This window comes from Rivularia sp. UHCC 0363, assembly GCF_034931125.1.
In the GTDB taxonomy this organism is placed as follows: Bacteria; Cyanobacteriota; Cyanobacteriia; order Cyanobacteriales; family Nostocaceae; genus Rivularia.
The window spans coordinates 37975-54882 of the sequence record NZ_JAYGHM010000030.1 but is presented as its reverse complement, the minus strand read 5'-3'; the positions used below and the strand labels follow the sequence as shown (position 1 = coordinate 54882).

Annotated in this window: 21 protein-coding genes; 7 read left to right on the top strand and 14 right to left on the bottom strand. The window is 36.4% G+C overall.

Annotation, left to right across the window (positions count from 1 at the left end):
- Positions 1-134: 134 nt before the first annotated feature.
- A complete protein-coding gene (locus VB797_RS17950; RefSeq protein ID WP_323239087.1) occupies positions 135-803 on the top strand; it encodes an HAD family hydrolase in 669 nt (222 codons plus the stop codon).
- Positions 804-862: 59 nt separating this feature from the next.
- The gene (locus VB797_RS17945) at positions 863-1363 is read left to right on the top strand and encodes an SgcJ/EcaC family oxidoreductase (protein WP_323239086.1); all 501 of its coding nucleotides are present in this window, start codon (positions 863-865) and stop codon (positions 1361-1363) included.
- A 214-nt stretch (positions 1364-1577) separates the two neighbouring features.
- On the opposite strand, the gene VB797_RS17940 is transcribed toward VB797_RS17945, so the two are convergent.
- The 5 genes from VB797_RS17940 to VB797_RS17920 all read right to left on the bottom strand — a co-directional run bounded on the left by VB797_RS17940 (position 1578) and on the right by VB797_RS17920 (position 5433).
- Positions 1578-2597, bottom strand: a complete 1020-nt coding sequence (locus VB797_RS17940; RefSeq protein ID WP_323239085.1) for a 3-oxoacyl-[acyl-carrier-protein] synthase III C-terminal domain-containing protein — start codon at positions 2595-2597, stop codon at positions 1578-1580.
- 24 nt (positions 2598-2621) lie between these two features.
- Entirely contained in the window at positions 2622-3782 is a 1161-nt protein-coding gene (locus tag VB797_RS17935; RefSeq protein WP_323239084.1) for a hypothetical protein, read from the bottom strand.
- 13 nt (positions 3783-3795) lie between these two features.
- The gene (locus VB797_RS17930) at positions 3796-4197 is read right to left on the bottom strand and encodes an amino acid-binding protein (RefSeq protein WP_323239083.1); all 402 of its coding nucleotides are present in this window, start codon (positions 4195-4197) and stop codon (positions 3796-3798) included.
- A 609-nt stretch (positions 4198-4806) separates the two neighbouring features.
- A complete protein-coding gene (locus tag VB797_RS17925) occupies positions 4807-5100 on the bottom strand; it encodes a hypothetical protein (RefSeq protein ID WP_323239082.1) in 294 nt (97 codons plus the stop codon).
- Between the two features lie 39 nt (positions 5101-5139).
- On the bottom strand, positions 5140-5433 hold the full coding sequence (locus VB797_RS17920) for a YggT family protein (RefSeq protein WP_323239081.1): 294 nt from the start codon (positions 5431-5433) through the stop codon (positions 5140-5142).
- 303 nt (positions 5434-5736) lie between these two features.
- On the opposite strand from VB797_RS17920, the gene psbX reads away from it, so the two are divergent.
- The 4 genes from psbX to VB797_RS17900 all read left to right on the top strand — a co-directional run bounded on the left by psbX (position 5737) and on the right by VB797_RS17900 (position 8379).
- Complete coding sequence (psbX, locus tag VB797_RS17915) at positions 5737-5856, top strand: photosystem II reaction center X protein (protein WP_193923243.1); 120 nt, start codon at positions 5737-5739, stop codon at positions 5854-5856.
- Between the two features lie 397 nt (positions 5857-6253).
- Entirely contained in the window at positions 6254-7192 is a 939-nt protein-coding gene (locus tag VB797_RS17910) for a Ycf66 family protein (protein WP_323239080.1), read from the top strand.
- A gap of 26 nt (positions 7193-7218) precedes the next feature.
- The gene (locus tag VB797_RS17905; protein ID WP_323239079.1) at positions 7219-7788 is read left to right on the top strand and encodes a hypothetical protein; all 570 of its coding nucleotides are present in this window, start codon (positions 7219-7221) and stop codon (positions 7786-7788) included.
- Between the two features lie 69 nt (positions 7789-7857).
- Entirely contained in the window at positions 7858-8379 is a 522-nt protein-coding gene (locus VB797_RS17900; RefSeq protein WP_323239078.1) for a Tol biopolymer transporter periplasmic protein, read from the top strand.
- 3 nt (positions 8380-8382) lie between these two features.
- On the opposite strand, the gene VB797_RS17895 is transcribed toward VB797_RS17900, so the two are convergent.
- The 9 genes from VB797_RS17895 to VB797_RS17855 form a co-directional block, all read right to left on the bottom strand.
- On the bottom strand, positions 8383-8670 hold the full coding sequence (locus VB797_RS17895; protein WP_323239077.1) for a hypothetical protein: 288 nt from the start codon (positions 8668-8670) through the stop codon (positions 8383-8385).
- A gap of 183 nt (positions 8671-8853) precedes the next feature.
- Positions 8854-9690 carry a GNAT family N-acetyltransferase gene (locus tag VB797_RS17890; protein WP_323239076.1) on the bottom strand — a complete coding sequence of 279 codons (837 nt, stop codon included), beginning with the start codon at positions 9688-9690 and terminating at the stop codon, positions 8854-8856.
- 130 nt (positions 9691-9820) lie between these two features.
- Positions 9821-10219 carry a bis(5'-nucleosyl)-tetraphosphatase gene (locus VB797_RS17885; protein WP_323239075.1) on the bottom strand — a complete coding sequence of 133 codons (399 nt, stop codon included), beginning with the start codon at positions 10217-10219 and terminating at the stop codon, positions 9821-9823.
- A gap of 119 nt (positions 10220-10338) precedes the next feature.
- A complete protein-coding gene (locus VB797_RS17880; RefSeq protein ID WP_323239074.1) occupies positions 10339-11541 on the bottom strand; it encodes an AAA family ATPase in 1203 nt (400 codons plus the stop codon).
- Between the two features lie 765 nt (positions 11542-12306).
- Positions 12307-13296, bottom strand: coding sequence for an RNA ligase family protein (locus VB797_RS17875; protein ID WP_323239073.1), 990 nt, complete (start codon positions 13294-13296; stop codon positions 12307-12309).
- A gap of 161 nt (positions 13297-13457) precedes the next feature.
- Complete coding sequence (locus tag VB797_RS17870) at positions 13458-13892, bottom strand: hypothetical protein (protein ID WP_323239072.1); 435 nt, start codon at positions 13890-13892, stop codon at positions 13458-13460.
- Between the two features lie 573 nt (positions 13893-14465).
- Complete coding sequence (locus VB797_RS17865; RefSeq protein WP_323239071.1) at positions 14466-14858, bottom strand: alr0857 family protein; 393 nt, start codon at positions 14856-14858, stop codon at positions 14466-14468.
- Between the two features lie 16 nt (positions 14859-14874).
- Positions 14875-15435 carry an HNH endonuclease gene (locus tag VB797_RS17860; RefSeq protein WP_323239070.1) on the bottom strand — a complete coding sequence of 187 codons (561 nt, stop codon included), beginning with the start codon at positions 15433-15435 and terminating at the stop codon, positions 14875-14877.
- A 58-nt stretch (positions 15436-15493) separates the two neighbouring features.
- Entirely contained in the window at positions 15494-15700 is a 207-nt protein-coding gene (locus VB797_RS17855) for a hypothetical protein (protein ID WP_323239069.1), read from the bottom strand.
- Between the two features lie 118 nt (positions 15701-15818).
- On the opposite strand from VB797_RS17855, the gene VB797_RS17850 reads away from it, so the two are divergent.
- Positions 15819-16154, top strand: coding sequence for a hypothetical protein (locus tag VB797_RS17850; protein WP_323239068.1), 336 nt, complete (start codon positions 15819-15821; stop codon positions 16152-16154).
- The last annotated feature ends 754 nt before the right edge of the window (positions 16155-16908 follow it).

Here is a 16908-nt window from a genome sequence, read left to right as displayed (position 1 = left end):
GATACCAACTGTTTCTGTTTTTATATAAGTTGAAATTTACTTTAAAATTTACTTTTTATTTAGATTACTTGCCAAAGGTCTGTAGGATGAGCTTTTGTGTTATATTTTGAGCGTTGCAAGAGATGAATTAACCAATGATAAATTCCCCATTTAAAATGTTAGCAACTGATTATGATGGGACGATCGCAACGAGGGGTAAAATTACAGATAATGTTGCAAAAGCCTTATTGCAAGCGAAAAATAATGGTTTTTTAATTGCTATTGTGACGGGAAGGGGATTTGATGATTTATTACGTATATGTCCCCAAATTAAATTATTTGATTTAATAGTTGCAGAAAATGGAGCAATCTTATATTTTCCATCTCAAGACAAAATAGAGCCTTTAGCTAGCAATCCACCGATAGAATTTATTGCACAATTAATGCACCATAGAATACCATTTTATCAAAATACAATTATGGCAACAGTTCGCCGTAGGTTTGTAAAAAAAGTTAACGATTTAATTGACGAATTTAAATTTCCTATACATATAATTTGTCATAAAGATTATGGTTTAATTTTACCTTTGGGGATAAATAAAGCAAAGGGACTTGAAAAAGCATTATTACATTTTGATATTACAAAAAATCAAGTTATTGGTGTTGGTGATGCAGAAAACGATTTAGATTTTTTGGATTTTTGTGGGTTTAAAGTCGCGGTGGGAAACGCTGAAGATACCGTAAAAGCGAAAGCTGATTGGATAGCAACTTCAGATGAAGGTGAGGGTATGGTTGAATTTATTCAGGAATATTTACTTGCTTGACGAATTATTTCCACTTCAAAAAATAGCTGCCCCTTCTCTCCGAAAACTTGGATTCAAACTTGAATAAAAATAGATTATTAAATAATTCACAAATAGTAACTTTAATCGCTATTATTATTTACATCTTTAGCTGCTCATCTAATATACTTGAAGATAATAAAGTAGCCAAAAATTCAACAACTAATATCTCTTCATCGAAAGATTTGAATCTAGACATTCAAGAGCTTTTACAAAGACAGGCTCAAGCTTGGGAAACTGCAAATTCTCAAGCAATTATCGCCGACTTTGCAGAAAATGGTGTATTTATTGCTCCTGGTACTTCTTTAAAAGGCAGGGAAGATATTAAAAAAGCTGCGGAAGGTTATTTTAAGGAATTTACAGATACAAAAATAAAAATAACGCGAATTATTACAAGTGAAAAAGAAGGAGCAATTGAATGGACTTGGAGCGATACAAATAAAAAAACTGGGAAGAAATCCCAGATTGATGATGCAATAATTTTTGAAATTAAAGATGGGAAGATAATTTACTGGCGTGAATACTTTGATAAACAATTTTAATCAATTATCAATGTTAGTTTGTAGTTTGTAGGTTGGGTTAGACACGAAAACCAATTTTAAGAAAGCGACAAAAATCTATTTTATCGTGTCTAACCCAACATCCGTATTGTGGGTAAATTAGGATATTGCTTCATATCGATAATTAAATATTGGGTTAGGATGCTTGGATTAATTTTTAGTTAAAAACCATTAATATTTGTGCATTTAACCCAAGCTAATCGCTATATTTTACAGTTAATGCTGCCCAAGAGAATCCAGCGGCGCTACTAGCTAAAACTACTAAATTTCCTGGTTTAATTTTATTTGATTCTAAGGTTTTAGTCAAACAAAAAATAGTATCTACGGCACCTAAATGACCATGTTCAGGTAAAGAAATGAATGTCTGCTCGTTGCTTAATCCTAATGATTCAAGAATCTTTATTGATAAGCTTTTTTTGACTTGATTGGTAAATAAAAAATCTACATTCTCAATAGAATAAGCGCTTTTACGTAACGAACTATGAATAACCTTCTGATAGTTTTCTAAATAAAGTTCTGATAATGTACCTTCTAATTCCTTCGGATTAGCAACTTTTAAATAACTTAATTTTCGATCTATTTCTGTGTTATCGATGGGAAACTTTGTTCCTGCCAAAGGCACTTTGAGATAATCAGCCATCTTCCCGTTAGTCATCGCGTGATAAGAAAGAATTTGGTTGCTAGGTTCTCCTTTTTTCAAAATTGCTGCTGCCGAACCATCTGCAAAAATAAATGTTGATAAACAATCTAAATCTGTATAATCAAGCAGCACGGATAGTTTATCGCTGCAAATAATTAATGCATAAGTTAACTCATCATCTGCCAGCAACATATTCCGACATAGATGTATACCCAAGTTACCGCTATTACAAAAATTTCTGACTTCAAAAGCAAAAGCGTTTTCTGCGCCAATTTCATCTTGAATTTTGGCAGCAGGGGACCAAAATCTGTAATCATAATCCCCCGCACCACAATAAGCAATCAAATCAATTTCTTTTGCTGTAATTTCTGCCCGATCTATGGCTTTTAATGCTGCTTTAATCCCCATATCGCTAGGATGCTCATCTTTTGCAGCAATTGGTTTGTTGTTTATGCCAATTTTTTCAGTAAAAACCATCTCTGGTAAATTGCTGAGTTTTGCCATTTCCTCAGAAGTTAACACTCCTGAAGGCAGATAATAACCAACAGATGCGATACCAACTGTTTTTGTTTTCATATAAGTTAAAATTTACTTTGAAATTTACTTTTTATTTAGATTACTTGCCAAAGTTAACTTATTAACTAATTCATCTTTGAGTTCCTGAAAATAACTTGCAGCATCTTCCAAACCAGATGCTTTAGCATAACGAATCAAAGGTTCTATTAACCAAGACTCTGTGGGACTCATTTGAGGTTGCAAAGTACCATGATGCAAATTCATATCTACCCATTGCAGACTGGAAGGAACGTGAGTTGAGTGTTTTTGAGCGCTTTTTATAGCTCCGTCAAAAATGACTTCTATATCTTCTTGTAAATCGTAAACTTTGACCATTTGTCCTACCCTAAATACTTGATCGACTAATTCACGAATCCGAGATTGATAAGCAGAATTGAGAATTTCTCCAACTGTTAAAAGTTGAAAATGCCCTTGGGAATCAATCGCTAATAACTGTCCGAGTAAATTAACCATAAGATTCACCAGCGCTTTATCAAATTCCACGCGAGTCGCCGAAATATTTGCAGCTTCTTCAAACCAAGCTCCTCGTTCTGTCAAAATATTAATACAACGCGATCTTGTCTCAGCATTTCCTCCAGCAATTTGAGTTCTTCCTTTAGGTCCTGGACGATAAATTGTTTTAGCTCCACTTCCGATCCGCAATCCGGTTTGAATCGTGACACCACGCAGCAGTCGGCAGACAATCTGGGGTATTATATCCGGCCATAAGTCAGGTAAACGGGCAAACAGCGTTGCTTCTTCGATTTTTTCAATAAATATTTGTCGAAATCTTTGAAAATAGATGCCGTTTGAAGCAAGGATAAACAACGGGAAAGATTCATTTGGTGAAGATATCTGTCCTTGCTCGTACACAAGAACTAGCAATTCTACAATGGTTGTAATCGTATCTAAAAGTTGGTCGGGATTGGGACAGATGAGAACCACTTCTGGCAAAAAACCAGACTGAGCGCTTTTAATTAAATCCGGTTTGAGAATCTCTTCTGTAGATAAAGACTTGATTCCTTCTGAGGTGTCAATATTTATTTTGCCATCCTTGCGTAAAGCTTTGGCACTTTTAGAACCCCGTCTTTCCAACAAGTAGACACCATCTAATTGCTTTAATTTGTTACTCAAATGATAAAAAAAAGCAACTCCCAGCGCTCCAGCTGGCAAAATGCCAATATTCCCCTTATTTAAGCAAGCCACAAATTATTTCTCCTTACAATTCTGTGAGGATTTGACAAGCCTTTTTCAAATCGGAAACTTTCAATATTAAACGCATTTTGTCATCAGGGCGAACGGTGCTACCGTAAGTATATTCAATATTAATTTGGGCGCTGCCTAAAGCCTGAGTTAGTCGAGCTAATTCTCCCGGACTATCGGTAAGTTCAATCGCTAAGACTTCTGCCTCAATTACGTACAATCCTTCTTTTACCAAAAGACTTTTGCAGATAGCGGGTTCGCTACTTACCAAACGAATCACACCTTGCTCAATATTGTCAACAAGACTAATTGCCATAATATTAATATCTTGTTGAGAAATAATACTGCTAACAGTAGCTAGACGACCGGGATAATTTTCTAATGCAACTGTCAATTGACGTTGGGTTGTAAAATTCATAATTAAATTTTTTTTGCAAAAAATAGCTAATTTAAACCCGACCGATTTGGCTATAACGTGATATTATCTCAAAAACTTATATTTATTATTAGGACTTAGCAAAAAGGCACATTTTTTTGTAGGGTGTGTGACTAGGATGTTGACTTTGATAGAATTTACCCGTTTTTGGCTCATGCATTAACTGGTTTAACTGGTTCCCAGCCGGAGGCTGGGAACCCATGACAGTCGGCTCTGCCGACCGTCAAAAGCCAACACAAAAACTATATGAACTTTTAGCCCAAAAAAAACCACAAAGTCAACACCCTAGTGTGTGACGCTATGAGAAAATTTGAACGTAGTAATAAGGTTTATAGCGTCACGTACCATCAACCATTTGTGACAATAATGACGCTACCGCGTCACGCTCCGCTAACGTAAGTCCTGATTATCTATATAGCAATCTGATACTTAATTTAAATGTAAGAAAATACGTAGATTCTAAATTCATATTAAAAGTTAAATTTTATTCAAACCTGGCGATTATAAATCGCGGCTACACAAGCGAAACCCACCTGCGTGGGTTATTTCATGAAGTCCACGCAAGTGGACTTAGTTTGTATAGTAGCGAAATTATATTCGCCGGATTATATATTTATTATTGTACCAACAGGCAAATTGGTAGTTTGTAATTCCGTAGGAAACAGCTACGATCGCAGATGATACTTGTGCTAGTTGATTTGCCATCCCTCCTAGCATTTTGTCATCTTTTATTGCCTCAACCTTCGTAGATTTTTTACGTAAATCAATTGAAAACCAGTGAAATTTAATGCAATCGACTAGTACTCCACCACATAAGTTATGAGGAGTTAGCGTAGTGCGAGCGTCTCGCTCACCAATTGTAACGAGCGACCAAGATGGTCGCACTACGAATGTTTTACCCCGCTTTCTTAATGTGGTGAAGTACTAGCTGGTATGAGCAAGCATGGTCAGCAATCCTTGCTGACCTAACAAAATTTCCCGTGCCAAACTGAATATTCCTACCCAAATAATCGGTGTAATATCTACACCTCCAATGGGTGGTACTAGTTTTCGCAGCACGATTAAAAATGGTTCGGTAGGTTTCACTATGACATTAAAAGGAAAGCGATTCAGTTCCGCTTGGGGATACCAAGTTAAAATAATTCGGAAAATAAACAAAAAGGTCATCAGCCCCAATACAAGACTGAGAATCAAATTGCTAGCATCAAGGGTATTCATGATTTATCGAGCAAGATTTAAAGAAATGCATAAGCATCTATAATTATTTTATCGGTAACTTAACCAACCATACTGTCTTCTAGCTGCCGGATTCAACGATTAAGACTTAGTACAACGTGAGATCGATGCTCAAAAACGACCTTTAAACCGCTCTCACAGCTTCAGAAGTCGGGTTTTTAGATGCGAGTATCTGTAATACGGTTACAAATTTGATAAAAACCCAACTTCTCATCCCACTCACGTTAATACAATTCATTTCGTGGTATTAGAATTAAAGAAGAATGTAAAAAAAAGGTTGTAATTATGACTCCCTCTTTAGCAAATTTTCTTTGGAGCTTAGCCTGGGGTGCGGCGATTTTTGTGATTCCCGCAACAGTGGCATTAATTTTTATTAGCCAAAGAGATAAAATCCAACGTTCATAAGAGAATTTTAGATTTATATTACTCGGCGGGAAAACGCTTTCGCGTCATATGGATTTCGGATTAAAGACAAAATCTAAAATCTAGTTTCAAGCTACCGACTTGGGTTGTAGAGAATAAATTTTCGATTCTTGTCTTTACCCTTAACTTCGGATACGGGGTCAATCCAAAATCCAAAATCTAAAATCTAAAATCGAATGATTATTCCTCCCGCAGAGGATAAGTTATACTTAACCGACACGTCTAGTCTTGTTGACTTTAAGTAATAATGTAAAGGCGCGATTTTGAATAACTCCCGTTTGGAGTCAGACAATTCGCGTCTTTACTATATTTGTGTTTGTTTGCTGTAGAGATTTTAGTTGTGAATAGCTAACATAGATTTGATATCGGGAAAATAACAATGCTAACTTTTGGGCTGAACTCAGCCAGCGTTCTGGCTCAGGTAAATATAGGTACTACCCCAGTTACGATTTTAGGAATTTTTCTAGCTGTTGCTGGAGCCGGACTATATTTTCTGCGTACCATACGTCCGGAACTTTCACGCGATCAAGATATATTTTTTGCTGCTGTCGGCTTATTGTGCGGTTTTATTCTTATTTTTCAAGGGTGGCGATATGACCCTATCATGCAATTTGGTCAATTTCTTTTAGTCGTAACTACTTTCTATTTTGCTTATGAGAGTCTTCGTTTGCGCGGGATTGCTACAGCCCAAGCCAAACGCAGCACTCCAATTGTAGATCGCGATCGCGATGTCAGTGACCGTTATGATTATGATGATCGCGGTAAATATGGTGCTGAGGTAGAAGATTACGAGCGAGAGCCTTTACCTTACGACCCCTATTATGAAGAAGAGCGTCCAAAAGAGCGTCCGCAAATTCGAGGAAGTCGGGACACTCGTTCATCCCGCAACGACTACTACGAAGACCAAGCTCCCCGTCGTCCAGAGCGTCGCAACGATATAGAAAGAATCGAAGACGACAAACCACCCCGTCGTCGCAGTAATAGTAGCTCTAGCAGCAAGCGTACTACAAATCGCAGCACTCCCAGACTTGAAGAAAGCGATTGGGGTTCATCTTCCCGACCCGCTGCTGATGACTGGGATAATTCTATTGCTGAAGAAAGAAGAGCATCTCGTCGGAGCAACAGACCCCCAAGCTCTCCAAGAATTGAAGAAGATATTCAACCTAGAACTTCAAAAAAACGTCGTCCTAGTAGAGATTCAGACCCCAGACGAGAACGTGGGATTGATGAAGTCATACCGACTGATTATGAAGATTACAACCCAATTGTTCGTTTAGAAGACGAGAAAGATAATCCCATAAATCTGGACGATGTGTAGAGCGATAAACAGCGGAAAACAGTGAGGTGAACAAATTTATCCGCTTATGGCTCCAATTCAAATTTCATTGGAGTCTTTATATTAGTTTGGTTAGTTTGGTTAGTTTGCTTGTATCTTGTAGTTACAACGATACTCCTATTGGCTCTAACTCGCTGAATACTCGTAATACCGAAGAACAGCCAGCTTTGAGTGGAAACGGTCGCTTTTTAGCCTATGTATCAAACCGTAGCAGTACCCAGCAATTGTTATTGTATGACTTAGAACAGCAGCAGTTGATTCCCACACCACGTTTAAATCGACGTAACGCGATCGCTGAAAGTCCCAGCCTCAGCTATAGCGGACGTTACATAGTTTACAGTACAAACGACCGTGGCAGACCAGTTGTAGGGCTTTATGATCGCGCTGTGGGACAGTCGCAAATCCTTACCCCGACTTACAACGGCTCGATTAGAAACCCCAGTATCAGCCCGGATGGTCGATATGTTGTATTTGAAACAACTATTCGCGGACAGTGGGATATAGAAGTACTTGATCGCGGAGCGAATGTAGAATTAGACATTCCCAACGGTGCGCCAGTCAGTGTACCCTCTCAGTAAGGAAGATGGGGACACAGAGGGAAAAAGTTAGGAACTGTAAATTTATTGATAATTGATCATCGATGGTTGATGAACCGCTTTATTTTATTTTGTTTATCTATCAGTTTTGGATTATTAAGTAGTTGTAGTTCTCCACGTATATTGAGTTACCCGTTTGATAATGGTGGTAGAAGTCTGAATTCTGGTGCTTCGGAGTTAAATCCTCATATTTCCGGTAGATACATTGTTTACACGAGCGATCGTCAGGGAAGCCAAGATGTTTATATGTTTGATCGCGTGACTCGCAGTTTAATTAACTTACCTGGGTTGAATTCCTTTGATGCGATCGCAAATCATCCATCGGTTTCTCAAGACGGTAGATATATTGTTTTTGCTGTTTCTCAAGAGGGAAGAAGTAATATCTTTTTGTATGACAAGGAAATTCGTCAGTCGCGTAATTTAACAAGTAATTTACAAGCAGAAGTCCGCAATCCGACAATTAGTGCTGATGGTAACAGGATTGCTTTTGAGTATACTTTAAACGGACAATGGGATATTTTAGTTTATGACCAATTGGGAAGACGTTTGAATATACGTCAAGAACCACAATAATATTTATTTATTCTGTGTTTGAGCTATTCCTAATATTCCCATACTAATCAAAATTCCTCCAAGTGCTACCCAAGTTCCATCAAAACCAACATTAATGCGATGGGTATTTTCTTTGTGAGATGCAATAAACAATTCTTTTTGATCTGCTCCTTCACTCACCAACTTATCGAAATTTCGATTTGCTTTTTCTAAAGCTGAAAAATCATTAATACCCCACCAAGTAGATGCAATTACAGCAGCACTACCAGGAACTACTAATAGTAAGAATAAAATCGCTCTTTTTAAATTCATACAGCAGATTTCGTTTTAATGTAGTACATTCGGACGGTCTAAGAAGCCCCGCAGTCGCTACAACGGTCATGTTCCTCCGCAACGCGCTGCTTTCCATCCCACAAGAGTTTCATGATACATTTTTGTACCTCATTTAGCTGCAAAGTGCTGTAATTATCATGAATATTCACTAGATCAAAATCTTCAACAAAAAGAATAATTATTCCAGTCAGCTACAGGTTTATAACCAATTTGTTGATATATTTTATTAGAAGTCGGATTAGATAAATCGGTAAACAGAAAGCAGAATTTATAACCTTTATTGAGTAAAGTTTGACTTAAAGCTGTAACACAAGCACCTGCATAACCTCGTTTGCGGTGTTCGGGTGGAGTGTAAACCATACTTATTCCAATTCCATTAGGAGTGGAACGAGTACTGCAAGCAATGGAAACTGGAATTTCATCTTGCCATAAATAAGTAGTACCTTTCTCTAAACTTCTTTTGACCCAGCTTTCGCTATCCGATTCAATAACACCTAATGCTTCTAAACAAAAAGCATCATGCCAAGTTTTGAGAATTTCTTTATCACTTTCTGTAGCTAATCTGAAATTACCTTTGGCTTGTAAAAACAACTCTACTTTTTCCAATTTGAAAATACGTAATGCTTCTTTTAATTGATAAGATTTACCCGTTGATAAACACCATTTTTCTGCGAAAGCTTGTGCTTCAACAACAGGAGCATTTATATTCGTTAATGAATCATTCTCTCGCTGCAAATATTGAACAATAATATCTACTGCTGTTAAATCTTGAATTTTTGATAGTAACAAGTTATGAACAACTGTCATCATTGCCACTGCAATAATATTTCCATCCCTTTCTACTGCTGCTAAATAAGGTTTATTCTTATATCTATCTGGATTATTAATTAAAGTACTGCTAATTCCCAACTGCAAATTATGTAATACTTCATCTGTTAATAAATAATCTTTTACCGTTGTATAAAACAGATTTGCATCTTCAAATCTATGTAGCTTCATAATTGATATCTTGGATCTTAAATAAACATTAATCTAAATTGAAAGTAATACTAATAATATTAAATTTAATTAATGCTGAAACAGTAAGGAATTGCATCCCCTAGTGGTATTAATAATCTAATTTATCTAATTAAAGAAAATAGTCTTCTAAATATGATAATAAAGGATCGATGGTTTGTTGCTGAATAGAATGTGGTGGATTCCAATCTATCCATTTATAATCGGTATGTTCTTTACTAAGTTTTATTGCAACTTTTTGCCTCAGCCATCCTAAAAATATCACGAGTTTTTTTTGTTTATTTTTATCGTAAACGTAATGTCGAAATCCCATATCTAAATCTATATCTTCAGGTCTAATCCCTGTTTCTTCAAATAATTCTCTTAATGCACAAGTTTTTTCATCTTCTCCTGAATCCATACGACCTTTTGGTATATCATATGTATTTCTAGAATCTGAATTGAGCAATATAAGAAAACTTATTATAGCTTTCTCTCTCATTACGATAACGCCACAAGTAGTTCTTACCATTATTTTATAATTTACATTTAATGGGAATTGACCAACCTCGAAACCCTCATAGGATAGCAGGCTTTCTTAATTCACACAAAAGGTTGTTTATACAAGTAATGGCAAAGATATTACTCAAACTAAACATACTTATGATTAAATTCATACATCAAATCAACTCTACCTTTACGCAACATTGCGGGGTCTAATCTTTCTGTAGTATTACAAGTCATTAACATCACTAATTTCTGCTGGATTTGCAGTCCTGAGTCATCAATCACACTTTGATACAAGGTTCCATCCAACAAGCTCAAGATATGTTCTGTCTTGTTACTGTATTGAGCCACTTCACTAGCGCGATTTTGCGCCAGATTATCAGCTTCATTAATTATGATACAAATTCGTTCCAAATAAATTGGCGGAACAAAGTTAGAAATAGCATCATGATCCAAAATGAAAATCACATATCCCAAAGGTACAAGAATTTCTTTCGCAACTGCTTGTGTCCATACGGTTTTCCCCGTACCGGGTTCACCATGTACCAATACTGCTAGTTGACTTTGATTTAAAATCGCTTGCTGTACGTTATCTGTAAAATCCTGAATATCTTGAGGAAAGCTATTAATCGAAAACTGAGTATTAATTTTCCCTACACGACTTTGATATCCGCTTAACATTACGGCTAAATCGTAAGTCGATTTGTTAATTAATGGTGTTAAACTTTGTGCCATTAAAGTATATTGTCTTCTTCCTCTTTCGTAAGGGTCAATTTGCAGCCAAACATCGTATTTAGACCAGTAAGCATAAACCGTATTAATAACTTCCAAACGTTCCCAACTATTAAATTTTTCAATAGGTAAATAAAAATCCCTTTCTAAATAATATTGAGTAATTAAGTCAGGAGTTTCTAATAATGTGAGAACTCGAAATACTGTGATTTCTTGGAGTCTATTTAACAGATAATCAATGGGAATGCTGCTACGGCTTACAAATTGAACTATCGGGGTTTCTGTACTCAAAACATCTTTGTAACGATGGTCTGGTGTTAGTGGATCGGGAGTGATGTAGTTCCAGTATTTCTCAAATTCATAGCGAGTATCTTCAGAAGCCAGATTTATGAAATTAGCCCACCAAGCATAATGATTTCGTCCTATTGTCTGAGCAAGACTGCTAGTTAAATTTAAAGTTTTTTGAGTTAATTCTTGCGAATCACGAGATAATAGTTGCCACAGAAATTCCCAGTTCAATTCCCGGTAAAAAGGTCTCCAACCGCAAGCAAGCAAGCTTTGACGGTTGCTATTGGAGCGAGAATTTTCTTGTTGTCCAAAATAATCAAATCCCATATTTTCAGGTTTAGAGCCGTTATTCAGTATTCAGGAAGCTTATACTATTTTAGATTTTGGATTATAAAGACGGGAAGACGCTCCCGCGTCATTATATTTTGGATTTTAATTAAAGGATAGGCGATTATAATTTATAAATTACTCTTTCCAAAGTATTGTTAATAATATTTAAGATACTGGATATTATAAGTATTTGCTATAAACCACTTAGGGCAATTTTTTATTTAAAATATCTATTACTTAAAAGAAACTCCGGGAGCATAAAATTTTATACCCAACTGAGTTCCTACTAAATTAAATGAATTTATTAAATTGGAAGTAGGACGGGTAGTTAGAGTAGCAATATTCCTAGACCGTTTGAACGCGGTTTTCCCAAATTTGGCATCAGGGTGGTTAAAGTGCTGTACGTAACTCAGTCGCTGTCGTGTTACATTGTAGTATGTATTTTTTGGTTTTGTCAAGCAATTTGTTAGAACTAAGGATAGATGTTCTAGATAATTGAAAAGTATTAGTTTATTATTCATTTTTTTAACGCAAAGGAACGCAAAGTTTCGCGGAGAGGAAGAAAGAGATGAAAACAAACAAGAAGATCAACTAATTGATAATTGTTAAGTAAGTGGGTCAAATTAAATATAAAACCTCATCCTTAGTCTGGCTTCCCTCTCCTTAATAAGGGATTGAGAAGCCACTGCGTTGCGCGGGTTTCCCGCGTTGTAGCAAGTGGCGTGGTGAGGTCTTATCTTATATTTAATTACGCCTATCTACTTAATGTAATTCGCTTCCACCTTTACGAAGTAGATATTGATCGCTAATTAATTTCAAAGCTACCCTACCGAAAAGTGGATGAGTTCGCTCGCAAGCGGGTTGAATTACGACACCTTCCATCATGCAATCTGGGGAAAGTGCGCTATCTTTATTATTGAATTTAGAGACTATTTCCTGACTGTAAGCACCAGTGTAAAGTAGTGGTGCCGTTGGTAAATTAAACTCTTCGCAGAAAGCAACAAAACCTTCGTAATCAAGGAATATGCCGTTACGACGTACAGCAAATAAAGTAATACCAATTTTACCGTCTTTCAATCCGTATTTAATATCTTGTACGCCATATATTTCTCCAAAAACTTGAGTATCTGGGGGCAATTTTTGCAAAGCTTCGTTTTCGTGGTAAGCACGAATATAAACTAAGTTTTTATTTGTTTCGTTATCTTTCCAGAAATAATTGTGACTACCAATACGAATAGAATCAGCATCTACCAAAACAGTAAAGTTAGTTCCGTGTATCTTTTCAGTAACTACTATTTGCTCTCCTTCAGTTAAAATATCTGGATAGCGTTTGAGGTGTTGTGGAGCCGGAAATTTATAATGTCCGACATGACTTTCCATATCCCCGTTCATTGTTTTGGGGATTGGATATTCATATTTAGTAACGCTAAAATATTCGGTATAATCATCTCCGACATTGACTGTAAAATTCTTGTTTACAGGAATTAGCAACCCTTCTGAGAAAATTCCCCGCAGTTTTGCCGCACGAAGTTTTTTTGAATAGTAAGAACCGATGCCGAATTCCTCTACATATCGATCGGGAATCACGCTATCAATAGGAAAATAAAATGCTAAATCTCCGGCTTTAAAGTTTCCCTTTGCTGAAATTACTTGATATCCCATTCCGTTTATGGAAATAATATCTAATTTATCGGCATTAGGATGAATATTTACGCTATTGATTTCTACTACTTCAACTTTAAATATGCTCATATTTCACCGAGTAAAATTTTAAGGTCTGAGCAAGACGGATTTATCCGTGGTAATGACTCTACCGAAGCCCCTAAATTTAATTTATGGGGCATTAATTACGAATTACGAATTACGAATTATACTCACCTCTTTTACAAAATAATGAGGCTATAAATAACCTTTTAAATCAAATTTAAATCGGGTTCAACCCAATTAGTACGCGCTTCCCAAGACATTAATAAATCCCGGCTATAGTATTGAAACGGTAAATACTTATCGTCGTAGGTGCGAGAAACGGCAATTGCCATTTCCCCAATCGAATTCTTCTCCTTAGTAACCGATAAATAATCACTCACCATACGAATCCAAAACAGAGTCAGTGTTTCATGATAACCTCCGTCTTTTGTATTTTTAATACCTATGGCTGTGTTATACCGTTGGATACCTTGACGAATGCAATTTATGGCTTCTTTGTCATAGTGAATCAAATACCATAGTACAACGATTAAATGTGCTGTATGGTTCCACTCACAACGCGGTAAAGTACAGTTTTTAAACGCAGCAATTAAGCTTTTAATTTCAGCTTCTGTTTGGTAATTCCCAGTTTCATCGCTCATTATTAGTTACTTAAGGGATTTTGCTTCTCCTGCTGCTAATTTTTGTTTAATATCTTCAGCTTCTGCGATCGCAATTCCGCTTTTTACCATTTTAAGTACGGATTCAACAGCTTCAAGTCAGTTTAAAGACTTTAAATGCTCTACAATATTAATAGTTTTAATATACATAATCGAACTTCATACTTAATTTTCAAGTAACAGAATAGATTTCTAATTTTACAAACAACTCCGACGCTCTAAATAGTAGATTTCTTGAATTCTACGAACATATTCCGGTGGTTTTATAATTTGAGTTTTTTGAAAATTGCAATTAGATTCTTTCCCAGATTGCCAACCTTTCGCAGACGGTCGGGATGGTATAAATGAGCGAATATACAACATATTTGTACAAGCAATATCTTTTTGTATTGCGCTCCATTATTTTAATACTACAAATATACTACATAACTGTCAATGGCTTTCCTGAAAAAATCTTATTATTAAGTTGATCGATAAAATACATAGCAAAAAAGACCGGATAAAAAGTAAATTTTTCCAATCTAAATTGCCTAATTATTCTCAATATTTCAGCGCTTACTCTATTGCTAGGGAAGCACTTGTATGAGCTTCCAACCACAGTTTGTGCAAAAACAATTCAGTGCTATTGTTCATCGCTGTCACAAATCCACCGCTGATGTTTTGAGCGTTAACTGATAACCAATAACCCCGCAGAGCAACTTCTACATAATCTGTATCGCAAGCATAAACATCAATAATTTCCCTGTTATTATCTCGTTTTACTTCAGTATGTAATTGTCCTAATCCTGGTAAATTAGCAGGAAGTAAAAAACAAGCAGTGCTGGGTTCAACGCACAAACTTTGACCGACTCGCAAAATTAATAGTACTCTGGCTTGTATCCATTCTTCTATAGACTCAGTTAAAAGCTCTAGGTAAAAACTGTTTTCTGTATAAGTGAGTTTTAGCATTCCTCATGCTCTCCTGTTATTCCAGGTTTGCTTGCACAACACCTTTCCAAAACTGTTCTGCAAAAGAGATAGTTGGATGGACGGGTGCTTTTGGTTTTGTCCGGAGTTGCATCCCAGCTTCTTTGGGAGTGCGATAGCGAAGCGCTGCTGCAAGCAGATCGCTTTTTCGGCAGTTACATTTAGAACAAGCGGCTACAACGTTGTCCCAGGTATGACGACCACCACGAGAGCGGGGAATTACATGGTCAAGCGTTAAATCTTTGTTGGTACCGCAGTATTGACAACTGTAATGGTCTCTTCGTAAAACCTCACGTCGATTTACGGGTGCTACTTTCCACGTCCGCTCGCGAGAAGCAATTTTTAAACGGATATGCTGTGGTACGTAAACCACCAAGCTGGGTGAGCTAATATGCCATCCATTATCCGTGGTAATCTCTAATGGTTCCGCTTTATCAGTTACTAAAAGCACGACCGCTCGCTTAATATTTACTCGACACAGCGGCAGATAATTTTGGGAAAATACTACCACGGATTTTTCTAATACTTGCATCACGCTCATTACAGCTTGGCTCCTCATAAAAAACCCCCGCTTCTTTTTCCAAGGAAGCGGGGGTTAAATGTTGACTTTGAAGTCTTTATTTAATATTAGGTACAGCATTTATATGCCAATACTTCCCGCTTGTTTTATTTGGTTCTAGTAATTCGATAAAAGAAATAATTTTTGTATATTCACAATCTTGATTATTTTGTGTAAATTGCCCGTGATGTTGATAACGTTTGCCCATAAATAAATACTCCACTCCTATTGTGGCTAATTCCCAACTGGCTTGGCAGATGGACATACATGAGGAAGTAGAGTAAGTAGCAATAAATATCACAGAAAATTTCACCTGTTGAACATTTCTATAAACATACTACACTTGTATTACTATCCTGTCTATAGTTTTAAGGAGAAAAATCATGCATACAATTGCTCGCACCCCTACCACCGAAATGGAAGTAACCAGCATCCGCTTGGAACGTGAGTTAAAAGATAAGCTTAAAGAACTATCTGGGAATCAGGGGTATCAAGCATTGATTCGAGATATTCTGTGGAATTATGTCCAGCAAAAATCTGGTGAGTGGAAGCCGAGGTTTTCCCGTGCGGATATTCGAGCAAGTATAGATGCTACGTCCCAGCAAGAAGAGCGCTGCGTACTTACAGGTCAATTAATTCAAGCTCAAGAACCCATGTTGCTAGGACTGACAAAAACTGGGGATATGGTTCCCTTAAGTATAGAGAGTTTAGCTGGCTAAATTCTTCAACGAACGCAGCCCAATGATTCCATTTCAACCAATTATTGGGCTGCCTTATCGCTAGCTACATCTTGTTTTAAATTTTTAATAAAAAACAATATAAAGTTATATTTAATTAACTTTGCAAAATTTATTGAGTAAATAAGATCGTCTCAAAAAGCTTTTTTGCAAAGTTTTGACGATTTTTAGGGGGTGTGACAATACTTGACATATGCAAATACTGAGCCTAATAAGTAAGTGACAATCAAGTGTAGGAGTTAAAAATCAACGCTAAATAATGTTCAAAACAAGCAAATCACCCTACCTCCTAGTTGTCTTTTTTCTCAGTTTGTCCTTAAATAACAATTATTTTGACGATAACCGATAGAAAATATTTTTCTCAGAGCTTCTTGCAGCAAAAATAAATAGTACGATTATAATTCTTCCTCTCAGTGGTAATGCGGATAATATTCATGGAGTTTTTGACTTTACTCTAGAGAAAATACGGTTTGTCTGGAGTTGTAGAGAGGATATTCTAGGTCTGAGAAAAGTAAATAAAGCCAAATGCATCCACTAAGGCTTGCCTTAAGTGCAACAAGCATTTCAGTATACTAATAATATTTTTACTCGCAGAAAGATTTTTTACATACCAGTGACAAAAGTCATTTTAGATAGAAAAGGGCTATAACAGGTGAAAGAATTTATTTGTAGAACTGAAATCGGTTCATCAGGGTGCAGCTACGGAAAAAGAGGTAAATAAAATACCAGGAGGTTG

Coding starts and splice junctions, on each gene's coding strand:
- VB797_RS17950 (WP_323239087.1), top strand. CDS start 135: ATGATAAATTCCCCATTTAAAATGTTAGCAACTGATTATGATGGGACG.
- VB797_RS17940 (WP_323239085.1), bottom strand. CDS start 2,597: ATGAAAACAAAAACAGTTGGTATCGCATCTGTTGGTTATTATCTGCCT.
- VB797_RS17930 (WP_323239083.1), bottom strand. CDS start 4,197: ATGAATTTTACAACCCAACGTCAATTGACAGTTGCATTAGAAAATTAT.
- VB797_RS17920 (WP_323239081.1), bottom strand. CDS start 5,433: ATGAATACCCTTGATGCTAGCAATTTGATTCTCAGTCTTGTATTGGGG.
- psbX (WP_193923243.1), top strand. CDS start 5,737: ATGACTCCCTCTTTAGCAAATTTTCTTTGGAGCTTAGCCTGGGGTGCG.
- VB797_RS17910 (WP_323239080.1), top strand. CDS start 6,254: ATGCTAACTTTTGGGCTGAACTCAGCCAGCGTTCTGGCTCAGGTAAAT.
- VB797_RS17900 (WP_323239078.1), top strand. CDS start 7,858: ATGAACCGCTTTATTTTATTTTGTTTATCTATCAGTTTTGGATTATTA.
- VB797_RS17895 (WP_323239077.1), bottom strand. CDS start 8,670: ATGAATTTAAAAAGAGCGATTTTATTCTTACTATTAGTAGTTCCTGGT.
- VB797_RS17890 (WP_323239076.1), bottom strand. CDS start 9,690: ATGAAGCTACATAGATTTGAAGATGCAAATCTGTTTTATACAACGGTA.
- VB797_RS17885 (WP_323239075.1), bottom strand. CDS start 10,219: ATGGTAAGAACTACTTGTGGCGTTATCGTAATGAGAGAGAAAGCTATA.
- VB797_RS17880 (WP_323239074.1), bottom strand. CDS start 11,541: ATGGGATTTGATTATTTTGGACAACAAGAAAATTCTCGCTCCAATAGC.
- VB797_RS17875 (WP_323239073.1), bottom strand. CDS start 13,296: ATGAGCATATTTAAAGTTGAAGTAGTAGAAATCAATAGCGTAAATATT.
- VB797_RS17870 (WP_323239072.1), bottom strand. CDS start 13,892: ATGAGCGATGAAACTGGGAATTACCAAACAGAAGCTGAAATTAAAAGC.
- VB797_RS17865 (WP_323239071.1), bottom strand. CDS start 14,858: ATGCTAAAACTCACTTATACAGAAAACAGTTTTTACCTAGAGCTTTTA.
- VB797_RS17860 (WP_323239070.1), bottom strand. CDS start 15,435: ATGAGGAGCCAAGCTGTAATGAGCGTGATGCAAGTATTAGAAAAATCC.
- VB797_RS17855 (WP_323239069.1), bottom strand. CDS start 15,700: ATGTCCATCTGCCAAGCCAGTTGGGAATTAGCCACAATAGGAGTGGAG.
- VB797_RS17850 (WP_323239068.1), top strand. CDS start 15,819: ATGCATACAATTGCTCGCACCCCTACCACCGAAATGGAAGTAACCAGC.